The 20,575-nt window shown below is 62.9% G+C and carries 18 protein-coding genes; 6 read left to right on the forward strand and 12 right to left on the reverse strand.

The window, feature by feature from the left end; translation table 11 throughout:
* The first annotated feature begins 625 nt into the window (after nt 1-625).
* Together NK8_RS26535 and NK8_RS26540 are read left to right on the forward strand one after the other, a co-directional pair.
* Nucleotides 626-1,636: a dihydroxyacetone kinase subunit DhaK gene (locus NK8_RS26535; protein ID WP_213232680.1), complete on the forward strand. Its 1,011-nt coding sequence runs from the start codon at nt 626-628 to the stop codon at nt 1,634-1,636.
* Nucleotides 1,637-1,648: 12 nt separating this feature from the next.
* Nucleotides 1,649-2,275, forward strand: coding sequence for a DAK2 domain-containing protein (locus tag NK8_RS26540; RefSeq protein ID WP_213232681.1), 627 nt, complete (start codon nt 1,649-1,651; stop codon nt 2,273-2,275).
* Nucleotides 2,276-2,287: 12 nt separating this feature from the next.
* On the opposite strand, the gene proP is transcribed toward NK8_RS26540, so the two are convergent.
* Entirely contained in the window at nt 2,288-3,760 is a 1,473-nt protein-coding gene (gene proP / locus NK8_RS26545) for a glycine betaine/L-proline transporter ProP (RefSeq protein WP_213232682.1), read from the reverse strand.
* A 349-nt stretch (nt 3,761-4,109) separates the two neighbouring features.
* Between proP and NK8_RS26550 the strand changes: the two genes are divergently transcribed.
* The gene (locus NK8_RS26550; protein WP_213232684.1) at nt 4,110-4,391 is read left to right on the forward strand and encodes a hypothetical protein; all 282 of its coding nucleotides are present in this window, start codon (nt 4,110-4,112) and stop codon (nt 4,389-4,391) included.
* Here the strand turns inward: NK8_RS26550 and NK8_RS26555 are convergent, their stop codons facing one another.
* The 11 genes from NK8_RS26555 to NK8_RS26605 all read right to left on the reverse strand — a co-directional run bounded on the left by NK8_RS26555 (nt 4,392) and on the right by NK8_RS26605 (nt 17,248).
* The gene (locus NK8_RS26555) at nt 4,392-5,999 is read right to left on the reverse strand and encodes an ABC transporter substrate-binding protein (RefSeq protein ID WP_213232685.1); all 1,608 of its coding nucleotides are present in this window, start codon (nt 5,997-5,999) and stop codon (nt 4,392-4,394) included.
* A gap of 85 nt (nt 6,000-6,084) precedes the next feature.
* A complete protein-coding gene (locus tag NK8_RS26560; RefSeq protein ID WP_213232686.1) occupies nt 6,085-7,722 on the reverse strand; it encodes an AMP-binding protein in 1,638 nt (545 codons plus the stop codon).
* 12 nt (nt 7,723-7,734) lie between these two features.
* Nucleotides 7,735-8,130, reverse strand: coding sequence for a RidA family protein (locus tag NK8_RS26565; RefSeq protein WP_162070117.1), 396 nt, complete (start codon nt 8,128-8,130; stop codon nt 7,735-7,737).
* Nucleotides 8,127-8,576 (reverse strand): thioesterase family protein, encoded by a 450-nt coding sequence (locus NK8_RS26570; protein ID WP_162070116.1) that lies wholly within the window; start codon nt 8,574-8,576, stop codon nt 8,127-8,129. The genes NK8_RS26565 and NK8_RS26570 overlap by 4 nt, the downstream gene beginning before the upstream one ends.
* Nucleotides 8,573-9,754 carry an acyl-CoA dehydrogenase family protein gene (locus NK8_RS26575; RefSeq protein WP_213232687.1) on the reverse strand — a complete coding sequence of 394 codons (1,182 nt, stop codon included), beginning with the start codon at nt 9,752-9,754 and terminating at the stop codon, nt 8,573-8,575. The genes NK8_RS26570 and NK8_RS26575 overlap by 4 nt, the downstream gene beginning before the upstream one ends.
* 1 nt (nt 9,755) lies before the next feature.
* Nucleotides 9,756-10,607 carry an enoyl-CoA hydratase family protein gene (locus tag NK8_RS26580; protein ID WP_213232688.1) on the reverse strand — a complete coding sequence of 284 codons (852 nt, stop codon included), beginning with the start codon at nt 10,605-10,607 and terminating at the stop codon, nt 9,756-9,758.
* Between the two features lie 11 nt (nt 10,608-10,618).
* Nucleotides 10,619-11,179 carry a MarR family winged helix-turn-helix transcriptional regulator gene (locus NK8_RS26585; protein ID WP_213232689.1) on the reverse strand — a complete coding sequence of 187 codons (561 nt, stop codon included), beginning with the start codon at nt 11,177-11,179 and terminating at the stop codon, nt 10,619-10,621.
* Nucleotides 11,176-11,937 (reverse strand): SDR family NAD(P)-dependent oxidoreductase, encoded by a 762-nt coding sequence (locus NK8_RS26590; RefSeq protein WP_225936476.1) that lies wholly within the window; start codon nt 11,935-11,937, stop codon nt 11,176-11,178. The genes NK8_RS26585 and NK8_RS26590 overlap by 4 nt, the downstream gene beginning before the upstream one ends.
* Before the next feature lie 2 nt (nt 11,938-11,939).
* The gene (locus tag NK8_RS26595; RefSeq protein WP_213232690.1) at nt 11,940-14,324 is read right to left on the reverse strand and encodes a bifunctional salicylyl-CoA 5-hydroxylase/oxidoreductase; all 2,385 of its coding nucleotides are present in this window, start codon (nt 14,322-14,324) and stop codon (nt 11,940-11,942) included.
* Between the two features lie 118 nt (nt 14,325-14,442).
* A complete protein-coding gene (locus tag NK8_RS26600; protein WP_225936511.1) occupies nt 14,443-16,239 on the reverse strand; it encodes a serine hydrolase in 1,797 nt (598 codons plus the stop codon).
* Between the two features lie 226 nt (nt 16,240-16,465).
* On the reverse strand, nt 16,466-17,248 hold the full coding sequence (locus NK8_RS26605; RefSeq protein ID WP_213232694.1) for a DUF4239 domain-containing protein: 783 nt from the start codon (nt 17,246-17,248) through the stop codon (nt 16,466-16,468).
* 170 nt (nt 17,249-17,418) lie between these two features.
* Between NK8_RS26605 and NK8_RS26610 the strand changes: the two genes are divergently transcribed.
* From NK8_RS26610 to NK8_RS26620, 3 genes are all read left to right on the forward strand, one after another.
* On the forward strand, nt 17,419-17,616 hold the full coding sequence (locus tag NK8_RS26610) for a DUF3563 family protein (RefSeq protein WP_162070926.1): 198 nt from the start codon (nt 17,419-17,421) through the stop codon (nt 17,614-17,616).
* 87 nt (nt 17,617-17,703) lie between these two features.
* A complete protein-coding gene (locus NK8_RS26615; RefSeq protein WP_213232696.1) occupies nt 17,704-18,642 on the forward strand; it encodes an aldo/keto reductase in 939 nt (312 codons plus the stop codon).
* A gap of 402 nt (nt 18,643-19,044) precedes the next feature.
* Entirely contained in the window at nt 19,045-20,574 is a 1,530-nt protein-coding gene (locus NK8_RS26620; protein WP_225936477.1) for an ATPase, read from the forward strand.
* Nucleotide 20,575: the final 1 nt, after the last annotated feature.

Here is a 20,575-nt window from a genome sequence, read left to right on the forward strand (position 1 = left end):
GGCGTTGCCCCTGTGCGGGGCGGCAGTCACTTTCTTTGCTGCTGCAAAGAAAGTAACCAAAGAAAGCAGCTCGAGACGCCCGCGGTCATACGCAATTTGGGTGTTCTTCTCGTCGATCGTGGCCTCTGTAGCGAGTGCCCTCGTAGGCCTGACCGGGCTTGGACCGCGCACGGTCTGCCGAGCGAGGACTTTTAAGGCGCTGGTTCAGCACGAAAGAGTTCCGGCACAGCGCTACGCGCTGCCGTTCGGTGTGCAAGGGAAACCGACGAAAAAAAAGGGAAACGTAGAAGTACTCGCAGACCCGATGCACCCGTCGGCCGCGCAGCGGGCCGGAGCTATTTGGTGCTGAACCAGCCACGTTTGCGGCGCGATGTGTCAGACCGTGCGCGGTCCAAGCCCCAGATGGCCTCTGAGGGCACTCGCTACTGCTGTGCCAAGACCGATCGCCTGTGCCGGGGCCGGCGTGAAGTACTTCGGATGGGGAAAGCTGCTTTCTTTGGTTACTTTCTTTGCAGCAGCAAAGAAAGTGACCCCCGCCCCGGGGAGGGGCAATGCTAATAGACCGACACGAACACAGGCCATCCATAGAAGCCAAATTCAACCAAACTCACGGAGACAATCAGACATGAAAAAGATCATCAACCACCCGGAAGCATTCGTCGACGAGATCATCGAATCCTTGCTGCTTGCGCATCCGCACTGGATCAAGTCAGCAACAGCAGACCACCGCGCATTAGTCCGCGCCGACGCACCAAACGCGGACCGAGTAGGCATCGTCACCGGCGGCGGTTCGGGCCACATGCCGGGCTTCCTCGGCTACGTAGGCGAGGGCCTGTGCAGTGGCGTAGCGGTAGGCAACGTCTTCTCTTCTCCCTCATCGGAGCAGATCTTCGAAGCGACGAAAGCCGTGAACGGCGGCGCAGGCGTGCTCTACGTCTACGGCAACTACGGCGGCGACGTACTCAACTTCGACCTCGCCGCCGACCTCGCTGAAGCCGAAGGCATCGACATCAAAACCGTGGTGCTCACGGACGACGTAGCCTCCGCGCCCAAGGAACGCGCCGCCGACCGTCGCGGCGTCGCCGGCATGGTGTTCGCATTCAAATGCGCGGGCGCCGCCGCCGAACGCGGCGATTCACTCGATGAAGTCGCACGCATCTGCGCCAAGGCGAACTCCAACTGCCGCACGATGGGCGTCGGCCTGTCACCGACCATCCTCCCCGCCGCAGGCAAGCCCACCTTCACGCTGCCCGACGGCGAGATGGAAATCGGCATCGGCATTCACGGTGAACCGGGCACGCATCGCGGCAAGCTGGAATCCGCCGATGCCATCGCCGAACGTCTCACGGGACAGATCGTCGGCGATCTCGCGGCGCCCAAAGGTTCGCGCGTCGCGCTGCTCGTGAACGGCCTCGGCGCGACGCCGCTCGAGGAACTCTATCTGTTGTATCGGCGCTCGGCGAAACTCATCGCCGATGAAGGGCTTAAGGTCGCGCGCTCGTATGTCGGTGAATATGTGACGAGCCTGGAGATGGCCGGCGCATCGATCACCGTGATGCTGCTCGACGACGAACTCGATGCGCTGCTCGACGCGCCCGCGCATTCGCCGTTCTTCCGCGACGGCACCCCATCCTGAAAGGAGCGTGCGATGAGTGTGACGAGCAAGGAACTGCGGGACATCCTCACGCGCGCGCTGAGCGCGCTTCCCGCACACGCCGATGAACTGCGCGACCTCGATGCGGCCCTCGGCGACGGCGATCTCGGCATCACGGTGCAGGCAGGCTCGGCCGCAGTCGTGAAGGCGTTGAGCGCGCTGCCCGAAGAGGCCACGCTGAACGAAGTCATGCTGGCCGCGGCCAAGGCGTTCTCGACGGCGAATCCGTCCACGTTCGCGGCGCTCGTCGGCGGCGGCCTGCTCGCGGCGGCGAAAACGGTCAACGGCAAGGACGCGATCGGGCATGAGGAAGCGCTCGCGATCGGGCAGGCGGTGGCGACGCGCATCATCGAACGCGGCAAGAGTCAGGTCGGCGACAAGACCGTGCTCGACGCACTCGTGCCGAGTCTCGACATACTGGCCGCGTCGCAAGGCAGCGCAACCGACAGGCTCGACGCGATGATCGCGAAAGCGCGCGAGCAGGTCAGCGCGACGGCCGCGATGCAATCGAAGAAAGGCCGCGCCGCGTGGGTGCAGGAACGCAGCATCGGGCACGCGGACCCCGGCGCGACCGCTTACGTCAGGTTTCTCGAAGCGTTGAGAAATGCGCTGACGGCATGAATGCCGCCCGATTCATGCGCGCTTTTTTTGCGGGACGACGTCGCGCTCGCGTCTTCCCGAACGAACGACCTTGAGCTTCTTGCGCGCGAGGGCGAGCGCCTCCGCCTTCGTGGCGACGCACGGTCCTGAGCCCAGCAACGGCTGGCGCGCGGTTTCGCGCAACGCGAGCACGGACACCACGCCTATCGCCGATGCCGCCATCAGATAGTATGCGGGCATCATCAGATTGCCGGTCGCATCGACGAGCCAGGCGGTCACGAGCGGCGTCGTGCCGCCGAACAGCGACACCGAAACGTTGAAGCCGATGGCGAGCGCGCTGTAACGTATGCGCGTCGGGAAGAGCGCGGGCAGCGCCGAAGGCATGACGCCGGTGAACGTCGAAAGCAGTGCGCCGAGAATCAGCAAGCCGAGGAACACCGGCAGCAGCGCGCCCGTTCGCACCAGCAGCAGCGCCGGAATGGACAGCGCGAAAAGGCCGATGCAGCCGGCCATCATCACCGGCTTGCGGCCGATCAGGTCGGAGAGATGGCCCGCGAAGAGCGTCATCGGGATCATCAGCACCATCACGAGCAGCACGAGAAAGAGGCCGTGCGTTTCATCGAAATGCAGCGTCGCCGAGAGGAAGCTCGGCAGGTACGACAGCGCCATGTAGTCGGTGACGTTGAATATCAGCACGAGCCCGACGCATTGCATCATCGGCTTGAATTGCTGCGAGAGCAGTGCTTTGAACGATTGCTTCGGACGAGAACGTTCATGCGCCTCGCGCGTCTCGGCTTCCTTCCTGAAGGCCGGGGTTTCTTCGAGCTTCACGCGAATATACAGCCCAACGAGTCCGAGCGGCCCCGCGATCATGAACGGCACGCGCCATCCCCATGAAAGCAGCGCGTCGTGCGAGAGCGTCGCGGTCAGCAATGCGACCGTGCCCGCGCCGAGTATGTAGCCGACGAGCGTGCCGACTTCGAGAAAGCTGCCGTAGAAGCCGCGCCGCGCATCGGTCGAAAACTCGGCGATGAACGTGGCCGCGCCGCCGTACTCGCCGCCCGTGGAGAAGCCCTGCACGAGCCGCGCGACGAGCAGCAGCACGGGCGCGAGAATGCCGACCGAGCCATAACTGGGAATCAGGCCGATACAGAAGGTGCCGACGGACATCATGATCATCGTCATCGCGAGCACGCGCTGGCGGCCGATCCTGTCGCCGAGCGGACCGAAGACCATGCCGCCGATCGGCCGCACGAGGAACGCGGCGGCGAACGTGCCGAAGGTCGCGATCAATTGCGCGGATGGACTGCTCGACGGAAAGAACACCTTTCCGAGCACGACGGCAATGTAGCTATACACGCCGAAGTCGAACCATTCCATGGCGTTGCCGAGCGCCATCGCGCCGACGGCGCGTTTCAGCAGGGCATGATCGACGACGGTGATATCGCCCGCCGTGAGATGGGGCGACGATTCGATGCGGGCGTTGCGCTCGTGCGAGAAGCTCAATTGTCTCACTCCTGATTTGCCGATGAGGCGCGCGGCCCTCGGCATGATGGTTCGATAGAGTGTGCGGATCGAGCGGCGCGCGTGCCTTCGCTCACGCGTCCGGAAATCGGCAGAAAACGACACCCGCACAGTCGTGCTGTCGGATTGCGTCGCACATGGCGTGGCGAAAGCGTTGGCGCTATCCCGACATGCGGGCGCTTTCGGAGTGACCGTGCGTCACGCCGAAACCCTCTGCCTGCAAGGCTCTCAGCGAATCGGAACCATTCCTGGCACAGGCCGTGCACTTGTCGGCGCGGGCGCCTTGCTTCGGCACCCGCCTCTTTTTATCGACATGTTCACGGGGATCGCCATGCAAGCGAAGACCATTGCTGTTCTTTTGGCCGCGAGCGCGGCGTTCTCAGCCGTTCACGCGTTCGCCGACGATTGCGCCACGGCGGGCATGCATTGCCGTGGCGCGGTCGCGCCGGTATCGCACGACACGCGCGCCGTTCATGCGATGAGCGCGAAGCCTGTCACACACGCCATGCCTGACGTGGCGACCAGCGCGGTCGGCGGCGCCGATACGTACAGGATGCAGGCGGGCAAGCGCGAACAGCGCGACAGCATCGATGCGTGGTATCGCGGAGGCTGATCAGTCGAACGTGATGCCGTCGAAACGATGCCCGCCGAGCGGGCTGATCAGATAGCCGTGCACGCGCTTCGAGATCGGCTGAAAGATATTGGCGTGCGCGAGCGGCGTGTACGGCACCTGATCCTTGAACACCACTTGCGCCTCTTCGTAGAGCTTCGTGCGCGCGTTCTGATCGGTGACGAGGCGCGCCTTCGCGAGCAGATCGTCGAACTGCCGGTTGCACCACTTCGCCATGTTGCTGCCGTGCACCGCATCGCAGCCGAGCGTCGTGCCGAGCCAGTTGTCCGGATCGCCGTTGTCGCCGAGCCAGCCGTAGAGAATCGCGTCGTGCTCGCCGTTGGTCTTCGCGCGCTTGTTGTACTCGGCCCATTCGTACGTGACGATGTTCGCCTTCACGCCGATCTTCGCCCAGTCCGACTGAATCAGTTGCGCCATCAGACGCGCGTTCGGGTTATAGCCGCGCTGCACGGGCATGGCCCATAGCGTGATCGTGAAGCCGTCCGGAAAGCCCGCGTCCTTCAGCAGCGCCTTCGCCTTCGCGGGATCGTGCGGCGCGTCCTTCAATGCCTTGTTATACGACCATTGCGAAGGCGGCATCGGGTTGGTCGCGACGGTAGCCGCGCCTTCGTAGACCGTCCTGATGATCGCCTGCTTGTCGATCGCCATGTCGAGCGCGCGGCGCACGTTCACGTTATCGAGCGGCTTGTGCGTCGTGTTGTAGCCCACGTATGCGACGTTGAAGCCCACGCCCGACAGCACCGTGAGCTTCGGGTCCTGCTTCGACGCCGCGATGTCGGCGGGGCGCGGAAATGAGGTCACCTGGCATTCGCCGCCCGAGAGTTTTTGCTGACGCACGGCGGCATCGGGCGTGATCGAGAAGATGAGCTTGTCGATATGCACGTCCTTGCGGTTCCAGTAAGTCGGGTTCGCGTCGTAGCGGATCGTCGCATCCTTCTGGTAGTCGCGGAATACGAACGCGCCCGTGCCCACAGGCTTCTGATTGAAGTCTTCCGGCTTGCCCTGCTTGAGCAGCTGCGCCGCATATTCCGCCGAGACAATCGACGCGAACTCCATCGCGATGTTGCGCACGAACACGACATCGGCAGTCTTCAGCGTGAAGCGTACGGTGTAATCGTCGAGCTTGTCGACGGATGCGATGTTCTTGTCGTAGCCGAGATCGGTCAGATACGGAAAGCTGACCGGATGCGCCTTCTGAAACGGCTCGTTCGGATCGATCATGCGTTTGAACGTGAACACGACGTCGTCCGCGTTGAAGTCGCGCGTGGGCTTGAACCACGTCGTCGACTGGAACTTCACGCCGCGTCGAAGATGGAATGTGAAGGTCTTCGCGTCCGGCGACTCGTCCCATTTCTCCGCGAGACCCGGCACGAGATCGAGCGTGCCGCGCTTGAATTCGACCAACTGGTCATAGACGACGTGAGCGCCCGCGTCGAAGTCCGTGCTGGTGGTGTATTGCGCGGAATCGAAGCCGGCGGGACTGCCTTCGGAGCAGAACACGAGCGTCTTGCTCGCGGCCGATGCGGCCTGTGAGGTCAATGCGAATGCAGCAAAGAGGGAGACGGCGAGGAGTCGGTGCGTCGAAGCCATTTTTCTTGTTTGCTCGGAAGAGTGGGCAAGCCGCCTCGCGGCGGGCGTGAGCCATACTCTACCAAGCAAACGTTTTGCGAGCTTGCTACATCGAACGCAAGGCGAAGCGCTTGAGCTTGCCGGTCTCCGTGCGCGGCAGAGCATCGAGAAACACCACGACGCGCGGATATTTATACGGCGCGACATTGCGCTTCACGAAGTCCTGCAAGTGCGCGATGAGCGCGTCGTCGCCGGTGAAGCCGGGATTGAGCACGACGAACGCCTTCACGATCTGTCCGCGCGTTTCGTCGGGTACGCCGATCACGCCGCATTCCGCAACGGCTTCGTGCTGCATCAGCACGCTTTCCACTTCCGGCCCCGAGATGTTGTAGCCCGCCGATACGATCATGTCGTCGGCGCGCGCCTGATAGAACACATAGCCGTCTTCATCGATCACGACGGAATCGCCGGGCAGGTTCCAGCCGTCGCGCACGAATTTCGACTGGCGCTCGTCGGCGAGATAGCGACAGCCGGTCGGACCGCGCACCGCGAGCTTGCCGATCGTGCCGGGCGGCACGGGCTGCATCGCATCGTCGACGGCCTGCACGATATAGCCCGGCACCGCGCGGCCGATCGCGTGTTCGCGCACGTCCGCTCCCGCCGACGAAATGAAGATATGGATCATCTCCGTGCCGCCGATGCCGTCGATCATCTCGATGCCGCTCGCTTCGCGCCATAAGGCACGCGTGGAATCGGGCAAGGCTTCGCCCGCCGATACGGTCTTCGTCAGGCTCGACAGGTCGAAGCGCCCGACGAGCGGCGCCATCTGCCGATAGAACGTCGGCGCGGTGAACATGATCGTCGCGCGAAAGCGTTCGACGGTTTGCAGCAGCGTTTCGGGCGTGAGCTTTTCAAGCAGCACCGTCGATGCGCCGACGCGCAGCGGAAAACACAACAGGCCGCCGAGGCCGAACGTGAACGCGAGCGGCGGCGTGCCGCAGAACACATCGTTCGCGGTCGGTTTGAGGATATGGCGCGGGAAGAGATCGCACATCGCGAGCACGTCGCGATGAAAGTGCATGCAGCCCTTCGGTGCGCCTGTGGTGCCGCTCGTGAATGCGATGAGGCATACGTCATCGGCGGCGGTATCGCAGGCGTCGAATTGATCGGGCCTGGTTGCCGCGAGCGCTTCGAGCGAATCGGCTGCATCGTCGTGAAACGTGCGGATTTGCGCGAGCGTTTCGCAGTGGAACTCGTCGCCTCTGGTTGCGCAGCGTTGCAGTTCGTCGGTGAGACGCACGTCGCATAGCGCCGCTGAAATGTGCGCCTTGTCGATGATCTGCTTCAGCTCTTTCGCGCGCAGCAGCGGCATCGTCGGAACCACGACGAGACCCGCCTTCAGCGCCGCGAAAAACGCGACGGCCATCTGCAAGGTATTCGGCCCGCGCAGCAGCACGCGATTGCCCGGACGCAAGCCCATCTCATCGACGAGCACGTGCGCGCTGCGATTCACGAGCGTGCGCAACGCGCGATAACTCGTTGCATGCGGCTTGCCATCGACATCGGACCAGATCGCGGGACGATCGCCGTGTCCACTTTCGATCGCGCGATCCAGCAATTCGGTCGCGCAATTGATGCGCGCGGGGTAGGCGACATTCGCGTCGTCGAGCATGAAGACCGGCCATTGCTCCTCTGGCGGCAGATGATCGCGCGCGAATGTATCGACGTGTGCTGACCGTTCCATCATGCTCTCCGCTTAGTCGGGGATGACAGCCGTGGCTTCGATTTCCACCAGTGCCTCGTCTTCGATGAGCGCGACCACCTGCACCGCGCTCATGGCGATGTCGTAGTCGCCAATCAGCTCGCGAAACGCCGCGCCGATTTCCTTCGCCGCCGCGAGATAGGCGCGCTTGTCGGTCACGTACCACGTCATACGAACGAGATGTTCGGGCTTGCCGCCCGCTTCGCGCAGAATCGCCACGACGTTGCGCAACGCCTGCACGGCCTGCGCGCCGAACTCCCTGCTGACGAAGCGCGCCTGTTCGTCCCAGCCGATCTGTCCGGCGATGAACACCTGCGTGCCGCGCGCCGCGACGCCGTTTGCATAGCCGCGCGGCTTGATCCAGCCCGAAGGCAGAAGGGTCTTTTTCATGAGCGTGTCTCCTCTTGCAATGCGCGGCTCGTGCCCGGCGCGAACTGCTCGATGGCGCGGGCGATGTCGCCGGGAATGTCGATCGAGCGTCCATCGTCGAGCGATGTGGTCACCAGAACCTGCTTCGCGCGAAAGCGCACTTCGCCATCGCAATGACAGACGATGTCGATGCGAATCGAGCGCTGTCCCACGGAATCGACGGACAGCGTGAGCGTCACCGTTTCGCCCATGCGGCTCGGCCGCGAGAAATCGCAACCGAGCCTGACGATGGGCAGTCCGACACGGCGCGCGGAGATCATCTGCGCATAGTCGATACCGAGCGCGTCGTTGAACCAGTCCTCGACGAGTGCGTTCGTCATCACGAGGTATTGCGGAAAATAGACGATGCCCGCCGGATCGCAATGCGAGAAGCGGATGCGCACCGGCATGTCGAAGGTTCGGCTCATCGTTGACGTTCTCCGTGCGCTTTCAGCAAGTCTCGTCCGACGATCAGTTGCTGCACTTCCGTCGCGCCTTCGTAGATGCGCAGCGCGCGAATCTCGCGATACAGCGATTCCACCGCCGTGCCGCTTTTCACGCCGAGCCCGCCCCACAACTGCACGGCCGCATCGATCACCTGTTGCGCGCCTTCGCTCGCGTGCCACTTCGCCATCGCCGCTTCGCGCGTCACGTTCTCGCCCTGATCGCGCAGCCACGCGGCGCGATAGACGAGCAGCGCGCTGGTGTCGATGGTCAATGCCATCTGCGCGAGCTTCGCTTGCGTGAGCTGGAAATCGCCGAGCGTCTGGGCGAACATCTTGCGCGATGCGGCGCGGTCGAGCCCTTCCTGCATGGCGCGGCGCGCGAAGCCCAGCGACGCGGCGGCAACCGACGTGCGGAAGATATCGAGCGTTCGCATCGCGATCTTGAAGCCTTCGGCTGCCGCACCGAGCATCTGGCTGCGCGGCACTCGGGCGTTGGCGAAATGCAGGCGCGCGAGCGGATGCGGCGCGATCACATCGATGCGTTCGGCGATCTGCAGGCCCGGCGTATCCGCATCGACGATGAACGCGCTGATGCCGCGCGCACCCGGCGCTTCTCCCGTGCGCGCGAACACGACATAGAAATCCGCGATGCCGCCGTTCGAGATCCAGGTCTTGCCGCCGTTCAGCACGTAGTCGTCGCCATCGGCGCGCGCATCGAGCGACATCGCCGCGACATCCGAGCCTGCTTCGGGCTCGGACAACGCAAACGCCGCGAGTGCCGTGCCGTTCGCGACGCGCGGCAGATAGCGCGCCTTCTGCTCGTGCGTGCCCGCGAGCGATATCGCGCCGGAGCCGAGTCCCTGCATCGCGAAGGCGAAGTCCGCGAGGCCGTCGTGCCTGGCGAGCGTCTCGCGCAGAAGACATACGGCGCGCGTATCGATCGTGTCGTTCGTCGCGCCGTATTGCGTGCCGCCGATGCAATGCCGCAGCCACCCGGCTTCGCCGAGCTTGCGCACGAGGCGCTTGCAGGTCGCGTCGGTATCGGCGTGATCGATGTGCTGCAGATGCTCGGTGGCCCATGCATCGACCTCGCGTGCGAGTTCGCGATGCCGCGCATCGAAGAAAGGCCACGCGAGCGCGCTGTGTGGATCGGCGTTCAACTCAGTCTCCTTCGAACACGGGCCGCGCTTTTGCCGCGAAGGCGCGATAGGCGCGCTCGAAGTCGCGCGTGCTCATGCAGATGGCTTGCGCCTGCGCTTCGGATTCGATCGCTTCGTCGATGCTCATGCTCCATTCCTGATGCAGCATCTTCTTCGTGATGCCATGCGCGAAGGTCGGGCCCGCCACGAGTTCGGAGGCGAGCTTCGCGGCTTCGTCGAGCAGGGTTTCGGGCGTGCAGAGCCGGTTGTAGAAGCCCCAGCCATAGCCTTCGTCGCCGGTTGCCGAGCGGCCCGTGAAGAGCAGTTCCGCCGCGCGTCCCTGACCGATGATGCGCGGCAGTATCGAGCACGCGCCCATGTCGCAGCCCGCGAGGCCGACACGCGCAAACAGGAACGCGAGCTTGCTGCGCGCGGTTCCGAGACGCATGTCGGAGGCCATCGCGAGAATCGCGCCCGCGCCCGCGCACACGCCATCGACAGCGGCGATGACAGGCTGCGGGCAATGGCGCATCGCCTTGACGAGATCGCCCGTCATGCGCGTGAAGAGCAGCAGTTCGGGCATCGGCAAATCGATCAGCGGCGCGATGATTTCATGCACGTCGCCGCCGGAACAGAAGTTGTCGCCCGCGCCGTGGATCACGACGGCTTTGACGTCGCTCGCGTAGGCAAGCTGGCGAAACAGATCGCGCAACTCCGCATACGATTCGAACGTCAGCGGGTTCTTGCGCTCCGGACGATTCAGCGTGATGGTCGCGACGCCGTTCGTCACGGACCAGAGAAAATGCGTCGCGCGATAATCCGCGAGCGTGGTTCGATTGCCCGCGAGCAGCGCTTCGGCGGAGGATCGGGTCATCGCCATCTCCTTCAGTCTTTCAATGTATTCATGAGATGCTGCTTGAGCTTGCCGAGCCGCTGATGCGTCTGCGATTTCTCGTTGAGTTCGAGACCGCCGAGCATTTCGACGACCCATTGCTCATGCGCGGTCGCCATTTTGTCGAACGCGGCGCGGCCCTGCGGCGTGAGACGCACGCTGATCGAGCGGCGATCGTTTGGATCGGTATAGCGCGACACCAGTCCTTCTTTTTCGAGCTGATCCGTGATGCCCGTCACATTGCCGCCCGTGACCATCATGCGGCGCGACAGCTCGGTCATCTTCAGGCCTTCCGGATGCCGTTCGAGTTGCGCCATCAGATCGAAACGCGGCAAGGTCGTATCGAACTCGGCGCGCAGGCGCTTGCGCAATTCGGTCTGCACGAGGTTCGTCGTGGTCAGCATGCGCAGCCACAGACGCAGGCCCATGTGGCTGTCGGCGCCCGTGCTCATCTCCAGATCGACGACGTTTTCCGCCGGCTTCTCGATGCCCTTGCGCGGCGCCCTGGGCTCCGTCGCGGACGTCGTCTTTCTGTTGCGTGCGGCTTGGGTCACGTTACTTCTCCACCGGATACGGAAATGGATTGCCCGTTCATCGCTTCGGAACCGGGCGCGCATAGCCATAGCACGGCGCTGGCGACTTCTTCCGGTTGCACGAAGCGGCGTTGCGGGTTGTGGCGCACGAGCGCATCGCGTGCGTCCTGTTCGCTGCGCGCTGTCTTCGACATGATCTGGTCGAGCGATGCGCGCAACAGTTCGGTTTCGGTGTAGCCAGGACAGACCGCGTTGACCGTCACGCCCTTCGTCGCGACTTCGGCGGCGAGCGCGCGCGTGAGGCCGATCACGCCGTGCTTTGCGGCGCAATAGGCCGCGACATACGCATAGCCGATTTGCCCCGCCGTGCTCGCGACATTCACGATGCGGCCATGGCCGCGTTTCAGCATCGAAGGCAGCGCGGCGCGCGTGCAGAGGAACACGCCCGTGAGGTTCACATCGAGCATGCGTTGCCAGAGCGCGGCATCGGTGTGCGTGAACGGCGCGGCCTGCGCGTGGCCGGCGTTGTTGACGAGGATATCGACCGGACCGGCACGCGCGAATGCCTCATCGACCGCAGCTTCATTCGTTACATCGACGCTGATGCACGCGACATCGCCATGCGCGCGCATCGCGTCGCGCTGCGCTTCGAGACGCGCGATATCGCGCCCCATCAGCGTGATGCGCGCACCGGCGCGCGCGAGCGCTTCTGCACACGCGGCGCCGATGCCGCTGCCTCCGCCGGTGACGACCGCGTGTTGATCGGCAAGCCCTGTCATGATCAGACCGTTCCTTCGGCGCGTTGCGCACGTTCTTGCGGCGTGAGGCGCGCATTGTCGGCGGCCATCGCGCGTTCGCGTTCCAGATTGCGTTCGAGTTGCGACTTCGCGGCGGCGTATTGCTTCGGCCACGCGATATCGAAGTAGCCGATCTTCGCGGCTTCGTTCAGGGTCCACGATGGATTCGCGAGATGCGGACGCGCCACCGCGCACAGATCCGCGCGTCCCGCCGCGATGATGCTGTTCACATGATCCGCTTCCGATATCGCACCGACCGCGATCGTCGCGATGCCCGCTTCGTTGCGGATGCGATCGGCGAAAGGCGTCTGGAACATGCGGCCATACACGGGCTTCTCCTGCTTGCTGACTTGCCCCGACGAGACGTCGATCATGTCCGCGCCCGCGGCCTTGAACCCGCGCGCGATCTCGACGGCATCGTCCGGTGTCGTGCCGCCATCGACCCAGTCGTGCGCGGAGATGCGGACCGACATCGGCTTGTCTTGCGGCCATGCGGCGCGCATCGCCTTGAATACTTCGAGCGGATAACGCAGACGGTTTTCGAGCGAGCCGCCGTATTCGTCGGTGCGATGATTCGTGAGCGGCGACAGAAAGCTCGACAGAAAATAGCCGTGCGCGCAATGCAGTTCGAGCCAGTCGAAGCCTGCAAGCGCGGCCATTTCCGTGGCGCGCACGAATTGCGCTTCGATCTCGCGCAACGCTTCATGCGATGCCTCGCGCGACCATTGGCTCACGCCCTGCACATACTGTTGCGGTGAAGCGGAAACGAGCGGCCAGTTGTCACTGGCAAGCGGCTGATCGATGCCTTCCCAGCTCACACGCGTCGACGCCTTCGCGCCCGCGTGACCGAGCTGCATGCCGATCTTCGCGTCCGACTGCGCGTGCACGAAGTCGACGATGCGCTTCCACGCCGCGAGATGCTCCGGCGCATACATGCCCGGACATCCCGGCGTGATGCGCGCTTCGGGCGACACGCAGGTCATCTCCGTCATCACGAGCGCCGCGCCGCCCATCGCGCGTGCGCCGAGATGCATCAGGTGATAGTCGCCCGCGATGCCGTCGATGGCGGAGTACTGCGCCATCGGCGAGACGACCACGCGGTTCTTCAACGTGACGCCGCGCAGTGTGAATGGCGTGAACATCGGCGGAACGGAACGTTGCTGCGCGTCGCGTTCGATGCCCGCGCGCGCGGCCAGCCAGTCTTCGAACGAGGCGAGATAGCGTGCATCGCGTTCGCGCAGGTTTTCATGCGAGATCCGTTGCGAGCGCGTGAGCAGCGAATAAGCGAACTGCTCGGGTTCGAACGACGCATAACGGTCCACGTTTTCGAACCATTCGGTCGAATTGCGCGCGGCGTTCTGGATGCGCAGCACATCGACGCTGCGTACTTGCGTGTAATGCGCGAGCGCGCCATCGAGATCGCCGTCCTGTTTCGCGAAGGCCGTGTCGATGCTGTTCGCGAGTTCGATCGAATCTTCGAGCGCGAGCTTCGTGCCCGAGCCGATGGAGAAGTGCGCCGTATGCGCGGCATCGCCCATCAGCACAATCGGCGTGCGCTTGCCGTTCGCGCCGTCACGCCAATGCACCCATTCGCGATTCACGACGCGCGGAAAGCGGATCCATTGCGCCGAGCCGCGCAAGTGCGTGGCGTTCGACATCAGCGCGTGGCCGTCGAGATACTTCGCGAAGAGCTTTTCACAGAACGCGATGCCTTCTTCCTTGCTCATGTCGGCGAGGCCCGCGGCGCGCCATACACGCTCGGGCGCTTCGACGATGAACGTCGAGGTGTTCTCGTCGAAACGATAGGCATGCGCCTGGAACCACCCCCATTCGGTCTTTTCGAATGCGAACGTGAAGGCTTCGAAGCACTTGTTGGTGCCGAGCCACACGAAGCGGCATTCGCGCAGATCGATATCGGGCTGATATGTCGACGCGTATTTCTGCCGGACCGCGCTGTTCGCGCCATCGCTCGCGATGATGAGGTCGGCGTCGTAGTCTTCGTCGTTCAGGACGTGCGTTTCGAATACGAGCTTCACGCCGAGTTCTTCGCAACGCGCTTGCAGGATGTTCAGCAGGCGCTTGCGGCCGATGCCGCAGAAGCCGTGACCCGACGAGCGGATCGTGCGGCCGTTGATATGCACGTCGATGTCATCCCAGTGATTGAAGGCATCGAGGATGGTGTCGGCGCTTTGCGGGTCCGCTGCGCGCAGGTTGCCGAGGGTCTGATCGGAGAAGACGACGCCCCAGCCGAAGGTGTCGTACGGGCGGTTGCGTTCCACTACGGTGATGTCGTACGTGGGGTGGCGGTGTTTCATCAAAAGCCCGAAATACAGGCCCGCCGGGCCTCCGCCGATGCAGACGATGCGCATGCTTGCTCTCCGACTGGTGTCTCCTCGAAATGGTAATTTAGGCTTAGATAATTTAGATGTCAAGCAATTGGTTTCAGATATGCGGAATCGGGGCGCGTCGTTGCGCGCCCCAACGCAATCAGGCGAGCGCGTAGATCGAACTACCCAGCGTTAGCGAAGTAGCGCTGCTCGCCGAAGCGAAGCGGATCTCATACAGGTCGCGGCCGAAGTTGCCGGGCACCTTCACCGACATGCCGCCGCGATCGTCCGAGAGCGGCACGAAGAGTTGATAGCGGAGGTCGGTATTGCCGTACAGGACGTAGCCCGGAAGCTCGGACAAGGTGGTGAGATAAGCCGGTTCGTTGCCGAGGATGACGATCGGCACGGCCGTCGGCGAATCATTGGTCAAGGTCCATTGTGTGCCGAGGCGCTGCTGCCACGCGCTGTCGAGCGGGGCAAGCGGCGCGAGTTGCTGACCGATCGCCAGCGTGAGAAAGGCGTAGCCCGCGCCCGGCACGACGCGCTTCATCAGATAGCGATAGCTGAACGCGTTGCCGGCGCTGTCGGTTCCGGAGACGACGGTGAAGCGATACGACGCGGGATCGCTGTTGCTCCACCACCAGCCGTCGTTGCGGTACTGGTACGCGCCGAGCTGCGTCCAGACGCGCTTGGGTCCGTTCCACTGATTGAGTTGCACACTGCCGTCCGGATTGGCAACCACTTGCAGCGGCGAATCGGAGTTGCCGTAGATTCCGCCGGCATTGGCGATTGCCGGACCCGAAGCGGCCGGCGGCGCCGTGCCGCCGACCTGCGCCGGCAACGCGGCGATCGTGCCGTCTTCCTTCAGCGCGGACAACACGAGCGTTTCGGCGAGCTTGCGAGCGTCGTAGCCTGAATTGCCCGTCACCATCAGCGCGAATTGCGCCTGCGGCACGACGAAGAACTCGCTCGAATAGAACGCGGTCCCGCCGTCCTTCTCCCAACCGAGAACGCCGGCCGCGGCGAGCGCCGGCTGCTGGACGGAATCCCAGCCGAGCCCCCAGCGCCACTCGGGTGAAGGGTTGATCAGGAGTCCGGTAGATTGATCCTTGCCCATCTCGGCGATGGCCGCAGCGGATATCACACGTTGCCCCTGAAACACGCCGCCGCCGAGAATCATCTGTGCGAGATTCATCATGTCGCCGGGCGTGGAACTCAGCCCGCCGGTCGCGTAAGCGTTGACGAATTCCTGATACTGCGTGCCATCTGCAAACGGATACGAGAACGAGCCGCTGGTGGGCACGCTCGTCAGATAGCTGGAGTTCGTCATCTTCAACGGTGCGAGGATGTTCGTTTCGACGAAACTCGCGAAGCTCTGCCCGGTCAGCGCGAGGACGATCTGTTCGATCATCGTGAAGCCGTCGTTGCAATACACCGCCAGTTCGCCCGGCAGATGCTTCAGATGCGTATTCGCCAGTTCGGCTTGCGTATCGGCGGCGTAGCCGGGAACCGGCGCGAACGTGAACAGGTTGCGCGAATTGGTGCCCGGCAGCCCCGACGCGTGCGACAGCAGATGCCGCGTGGTGATCTGCGCGTACTGGGGCGAAAGCATCGTGAAGGTCGGCAGGTAATGGACGATCGGCGTATCGAGTTCGATCAGTCCGCGGTCCTGAAGAATGGCAGCCGCGAGCGCCGCGAAGAGCTTGCTGACCGAGCCGATATTGAAGCGCGTCTGAGCCGTCGCCTTGGTCTGGCCCGGCACGGACGATACGCCGAACGCCTCCTGCCAGACCACGCTGGTGCCTTTGAGCATGGCGATGGAAATGCCCGCCACGGGAGGCTGCGCGGTATTGCTGACGGCCTGCTGGATCATCTGCTGACCCATCGCGATGGTCTGGGGATAGGGCGAGCCGTTGTCGTCGCTGCCGCTGCAACCGGGCAATAGCGTCGCAAGCATGCCCGCGCCGGTGACGCCGAGAAATTGCCGGCGACCGGCGCGGAAGGGGGCTGGATCATTGCGTTTGATTCTGGACACGGCCGTTCTCCTTGTTATTGTTTCGGAATCTGCGGTGTGCGGTCCCTGCGTTACGGCGAATGTCGTCCCGAGCCGCCGTAGCGAAATATACGACGGGAATTGCAAGGATAGTTAACCGCTCCTTACAAAGCAAAGTCCTCCGCGACGATCAACGATCGTCGGGCATTACTTGCAGAAGCGGTTCGGGCGTCAGGGCGATTTCGCCCGTGAAAGGCCGGTCGTGCGCGAGGATCAGCAGGACGGTCGTTGCGAGCGCCGCCGAGAACAAGCCGATCGCCACGGCTGATGTCAGCCGGCTTTCGCCATGAACCAGCGCGATCGCGAACAGCAGGCAGACGGCCAGAAACGACAGACATGCCCATTTGACACCGCTCACTTCGGAGCGACTGATCAGAATGCGCTCGCGTCGCGCGGCGAGCGCCTGCTCCAGCGATGCCGCCACGTCGCGCTGCGCGGTCTGCTGTCCGGGCGTATCGACCTTGAGGGACAGCGTGAACTGGATTGCCTTGTTCAGCGCAGGAGGGCTGATGTTCAGCGTCACGATGCCTTGCGCCATCAATGGCCATTCGGAACTGGCGACTTCCCGAATGTAGTCTCGAATCAGCTTGCGCAATTCGGTCTGCGCTTCCGGTGGAAGAACGGCCGACATGACGACAACCGATCTGAGTGCGCCGGCTTCCGAATCGATGGCGGCATCGGCGCGCGTCGTGTCGTTCCAGACCTGCGCGGCAGTGAATGCGATGAACAAACCGAAGATGACGCCGATCGGAGAAAGCAGGCCCGGTGATATCGCCTTGTACGACTTGCCGTGCCTGCCGGCGGCGAGGGCGCTGGTGATGACATGAATCACCGCGCCCGCGAGAAACGTCGCGCCGAAGACGACGAGCGCCATGAGTCCGATCGGCAGATTGTGCAGCCATGTACTCATCATTGCGGCCTGCTCCCCATTCGGCGCACTCATTGGAAGCTAATTCTCGGGCATTAATCTGCTTCACATCGGCGGTGCATGTGAAGCGATTCAACGAAACGGATTTTACGTGCGCTGCGTCAGGCGGCGAGGCATTCCGCGAACGTCGCCATCTTCAGGACAAGGAGCACATCATGTTCGCACTTCTTTCGCATCTCATCGGCAAACTGGTTTCCAGCGCGGACGTTCCTTCGAACCGCGCTTATCTCGCGTCGTCATCGGATATGGCGGATCTCGAACGCCGCATGCGTCAGGTCGAATACGACGATCGCGCCTACAGCATGGCGTTTTGCGGTAGCGTATCGCGCGACCGGAATGCGTTTGCGCAGTGAGCGGATCGCGCCCAATCTAGCAGAAACGGTCGTCCCGCGTCATCCGGTATGGAGGCGCATACTCTCCGGATTACGGAGGGTATCGTTATGACCACGCTTTCAGATTTCCGGCTTGTCAGGTTGCCGCTCGCCCGAGGCAGCGGCGCGATGCCCGCCATCGGTTTCGGCACGCTCATTGCCGATGCCGCCACGACGAAAAGCGCGACCCGCGATGCGCTGAAGGTCGGCTACCGGCATTTCGATTGCGCCGAGCGATATCGAAACGAACGCGAGGCAGGCGAGGCGTTGCAGGCGGGACTATCGTCCGAAAGAATCGCGCGCGATGAAATCTTCGTGACCACCAAGTTGTGGAATTCGAATCATCGGCCAGAGCGCGTCGGACCGGCTTTCGAGGCGAGTTGCGAAAGGCTTCGGCTCGACTATGTGGACCTCTATCTCATGCATACGCCGTTTGCGTTTCGGCCAGGCGACGAGCAGGATCCGCGCGATGACCACGGCAACATTGTTTATGACGATGGCGTGACGCTGCTCGACACGTGGACGGCGATGGAAGACCTCGTCGACCGTGGCCGATGCCGCGCCATCGGACTGTCCGACATCGGACTGGAGGAGCTGCGGCCGCTGTACGAATCCGCCAGAATCAAACCGGCGGTCGTGCAGGTGGAGGCGCATCCCTATCTTCCGGAAGCCGATCTGCTGGATTTCTGCAAGTCGCATGACATCGTGTTGCTCGCATTCGCGCCGCTCGGGCACGGCATCAAGCCCGGGCCGCTGGACGATCCGGTCATCACGGCAATCGCCGCGCGATTGCAACGCACGCCTGCTCAGGTGTTGCTTGCCTGGGCCGTGCAGCGTGGCGCGGCTTTGCTCACGACGCCCAAGAGCGCGCAGCGCGCCCAGGAAAACTTCGATATCTGCGCATTACCCGATGATGCGTTCGACGCGATCAACGCGATCCAGACCCGGGTCAGGTTCAACGAAGTCGTGAAAACCGGCAGCCCCGGCTTCATTCCGCGCAGCGCTTAGAGCGCGTTATGCGATCACAACGCGCCCCGTCTCTCTGATCCGACAATTCGGAGAATTATTGATTGACGTATTCATGCTGAAGGGCACAAGCTTCAGCAATACTCCGTAATAAAGCTTCCAGTTTGATTACACGCTGAGAATACCCTTCCTTCCGCCATGCGCGCATGGTTCGCATGGTCTCGATACACGGAGACGAAAATGAGAAGGATATGCGCGCTGGCACTGGCTATATCGTCAGGAGTATTGATTAGTGGATGCGGCGGCGACTCAGGCTCGGATGCACTGGGCTCGAACGCGAAGAGCACCGCCGGACAATCCGCCTCACAGGGAGCGGCCACGACCAAGGGTTACGCGTTATCGACAGTCATCTGGGACCGCGTACCCATCGGCGTTTGCTGGGACATGAACAACGCCGATTTCGCGCGCTACTCGGCGCAGCGCAACTGGAGCCGTCTCGCGGTCCAGGAAACCTGGGAGCAGCATTCGGGCGCACGGTTCACCGGCTGGCAGCAATGCACGAACGTTCCGAACTACTATGGCATACGGGTCAAGGTCGAGGACACTGCCGAGACCGGACCGCATACCTTCGGCCTCGGCGCAATGCTGAATAACGCCGTGGGTGGCATGACGCTCGATTTCACGTTCAAGAACTGGAGTCCGAGTTGTCAGGGGCGCGAGGAGTACTGCATTCGCCGGATTGCCGCGCACGAATTCGGTCACGCGCTGGGCTTCGCGCATGAACAGAACAGGCCCGACACACCTTCGACCTGCAAGGAGCCCGTGCAAGGCAATTCGGGCGACACGATGATCGGCGAGTGGGATCTCGCATCGATCATGAATTACTGCAATCCGAACTGGAACGGCGACGGTAAATTAAGTGCTACCGACATCGAAATGGCGCAGAAGTACTACGGGCCTCCGAGGACCGACGAGACCGTCTATGCGTTGACGCGCGCTCAGGCTCCGGCGCAGGTGACCGCGTATGATTTCGCTTCGCGCGCCGTGAAGGCATCGATCGATCTTACGCTGACGGGCGACTACAAACGGGTCGATCAGATGTTCGCCAGCACCGACGGAAAGCGTCTGCATGTGCTGCTGGAGAGAAGTCCGACCTCGATCGATCTCGCCACCATCGACACCGCGAGCAATACGGTGCTGCACGTCACGCCCATCGGTCCTTTGTTGGCGGCTTCTACCGGTTATAGCCTCCTGCCCGCGCCGGATGGAAGGCAGGTCTATCTGTCGAGCAAGGGCTTCGTCGGCATCATCGACACGGACTCGGGGGCGCTGCTCAGGAAAATCGCGGTGCCCGAAGGCTATGCCGTCATCCGGATGGCAACGGCCAGAAACGACGCCGGAACCCTGTTCGCGCTGACGAACGCATCGGGGACGAATCTGGAAGTGCTTCGCATCGATATCGCCAGCGCGTTGATCACGGGCGGTTATCCGGCGGGCTCGGTGCCGAGCGTGATGCGTGATCAATTCGCCGTGACGCCTGATGCGAAGAAGGCCTACTTCGTCAGCTTTGCGTCGCCGCTCACCGACGGCAGGTTGACGGAAATGGATCTGGAGAGCGGCATCACGCGTGTGCTGACCGATCTGCCGGAAAAGCAGCCGACATCGCTCACGGCCATCAGCAATCAGCAAATCCTCTTTGCCGATGACCATGCTGCAAGCCCGAGTCCGGTCATTCTCTATGACGTGACGACACGAGCCAAGGCGACCTTGCTGAGCGCCTCGAAACCGATCGACTTTATCCAGTACGAGCCGACGACCCAATCGATCTTTCTCGAACAGGAAGGCACATGGTCCGTCAGTCAGTTGAAGCAGATGGCTAACGGAAAGTACCGAAGCATCGACCTCGGGATGCGGTCGTTCACGAGCGGTTCCGTGTACAGCAACGTTGCGCCCTTCGTGGTCGTGGCACGTTGAG

The organism is Caballeronia sp. NK8 (assembly GCF_018408855.1).
Lineage (GTDB): Bacteria > Pseudomonadota > Gammaproteobacteria > Burkholderiales > Burkholderiaceae > Caballeronia.

Bases quoted from the DNA above. Each gene is read 5' to 3' on its own strand.
- NK8_RS26550 (WP_213232684.1), top strand. From the start codon at position 4,110: ATGCAAGCGAAGACCATTGCTGTTCTTTTGGCCGCGAGCGCGGCGTTC.
- NK8_RS26570 (WP_162070116.1), bottom strand. From the start codon at position 8,576: ATGAGCCGAACCTTCGACATGCCGGTGCGCATCCGCTTCTCGCATTGC.
- NK8_RS26580 (WP_213232688.1), bottom strand. From the start codon at position 10,607: ATGACCCGATCCTCCGCCGAAGCGCTGCTCGCGGGCAATCGAACCACG.
- NK8_RS26565 (WP_162070117.1), bottom strand. From the start codon at position 8,130: ATGAAAAAGACCCTTCTGCCTTCGGGCTGGATCAAGCCGCGCGGCTAT.
- NK8_RS26595 (WP_213232690.1), bottom strand. From the start codon at position 14,324: ATGCGCATCGTCTGCATCGGCGGAGGCCCGGCGGGCCTGTATTTCGGG.
- NK8_RS26600 (WP_225936511.1), bottom strand. From the start codon at position 16,239: ATGCTTGCGACGCTATTGCCCGGTTGCAGCGGCAGCGACGACAACGGC.
- NK8_RS26620 (WP_225936477.1), top strand. From the start codon at position 19,045: ATGAACAACGCCGATTTCGCGCGCTACTCGGCGCAGCGCAACTGGAGC.
- NK8_RS26615 (WP_213232696.1), top strand. From the start codon at position 17,704: ATGACCACGCTTTCAGATTTCCGGCTTGTCAGGTTGCCGCTCGCCCGA.
- NK8_RS26560 (WP_213232686.1), bottom strand. From the start codon at position 7,722: ATGGAACGGTCAGCACACGTCGATACATTCGCGCGCGATCATCTGCCG.
- NK8_RS26605 (WP_213232694.1), bottom strand. From the start codon at position 17,248: ATGATGAGTACATGGCTGCACAATCTGCCGATCGGACTCATGGCGCTC.
- NK8_RS26610 (WP_162070926.1), top strand. From the start codon at position 17,419: ATGTTCGCACTTCTTTCGCATCTCATCGGCAAACTGGTTTCCAGCGCG.
- NK8_RS26535 (WP_213232680.1), top strand. From the start codon at position 626: ATGAAAAAGATCATCAACCACCCGGAAGCATTCGTCGACGAGATCATC.
- NK8_RS26590 (WP_225936476.1), bottom strand. From the start codon at position 11,937: ATGACAGGGCTTGCCGATCAACACGCGGTCGTCACCGGCGGAGGCAGC.
- NK8_RS26555 (WP_213232685.1), bottom strand. From the start codon at position 5,999: ATGGCTTCGACGCACCGACTCCTCGCCGTCTCCCTCTTTGCTGCATTC.
- NK8_RS26540 (WP_213232681.1), top strand. From the start codon at position 1,649: ATGAGTGTGACGAGCAAGGAACTGCGGGACATCCTCACGCGCGCGCTG.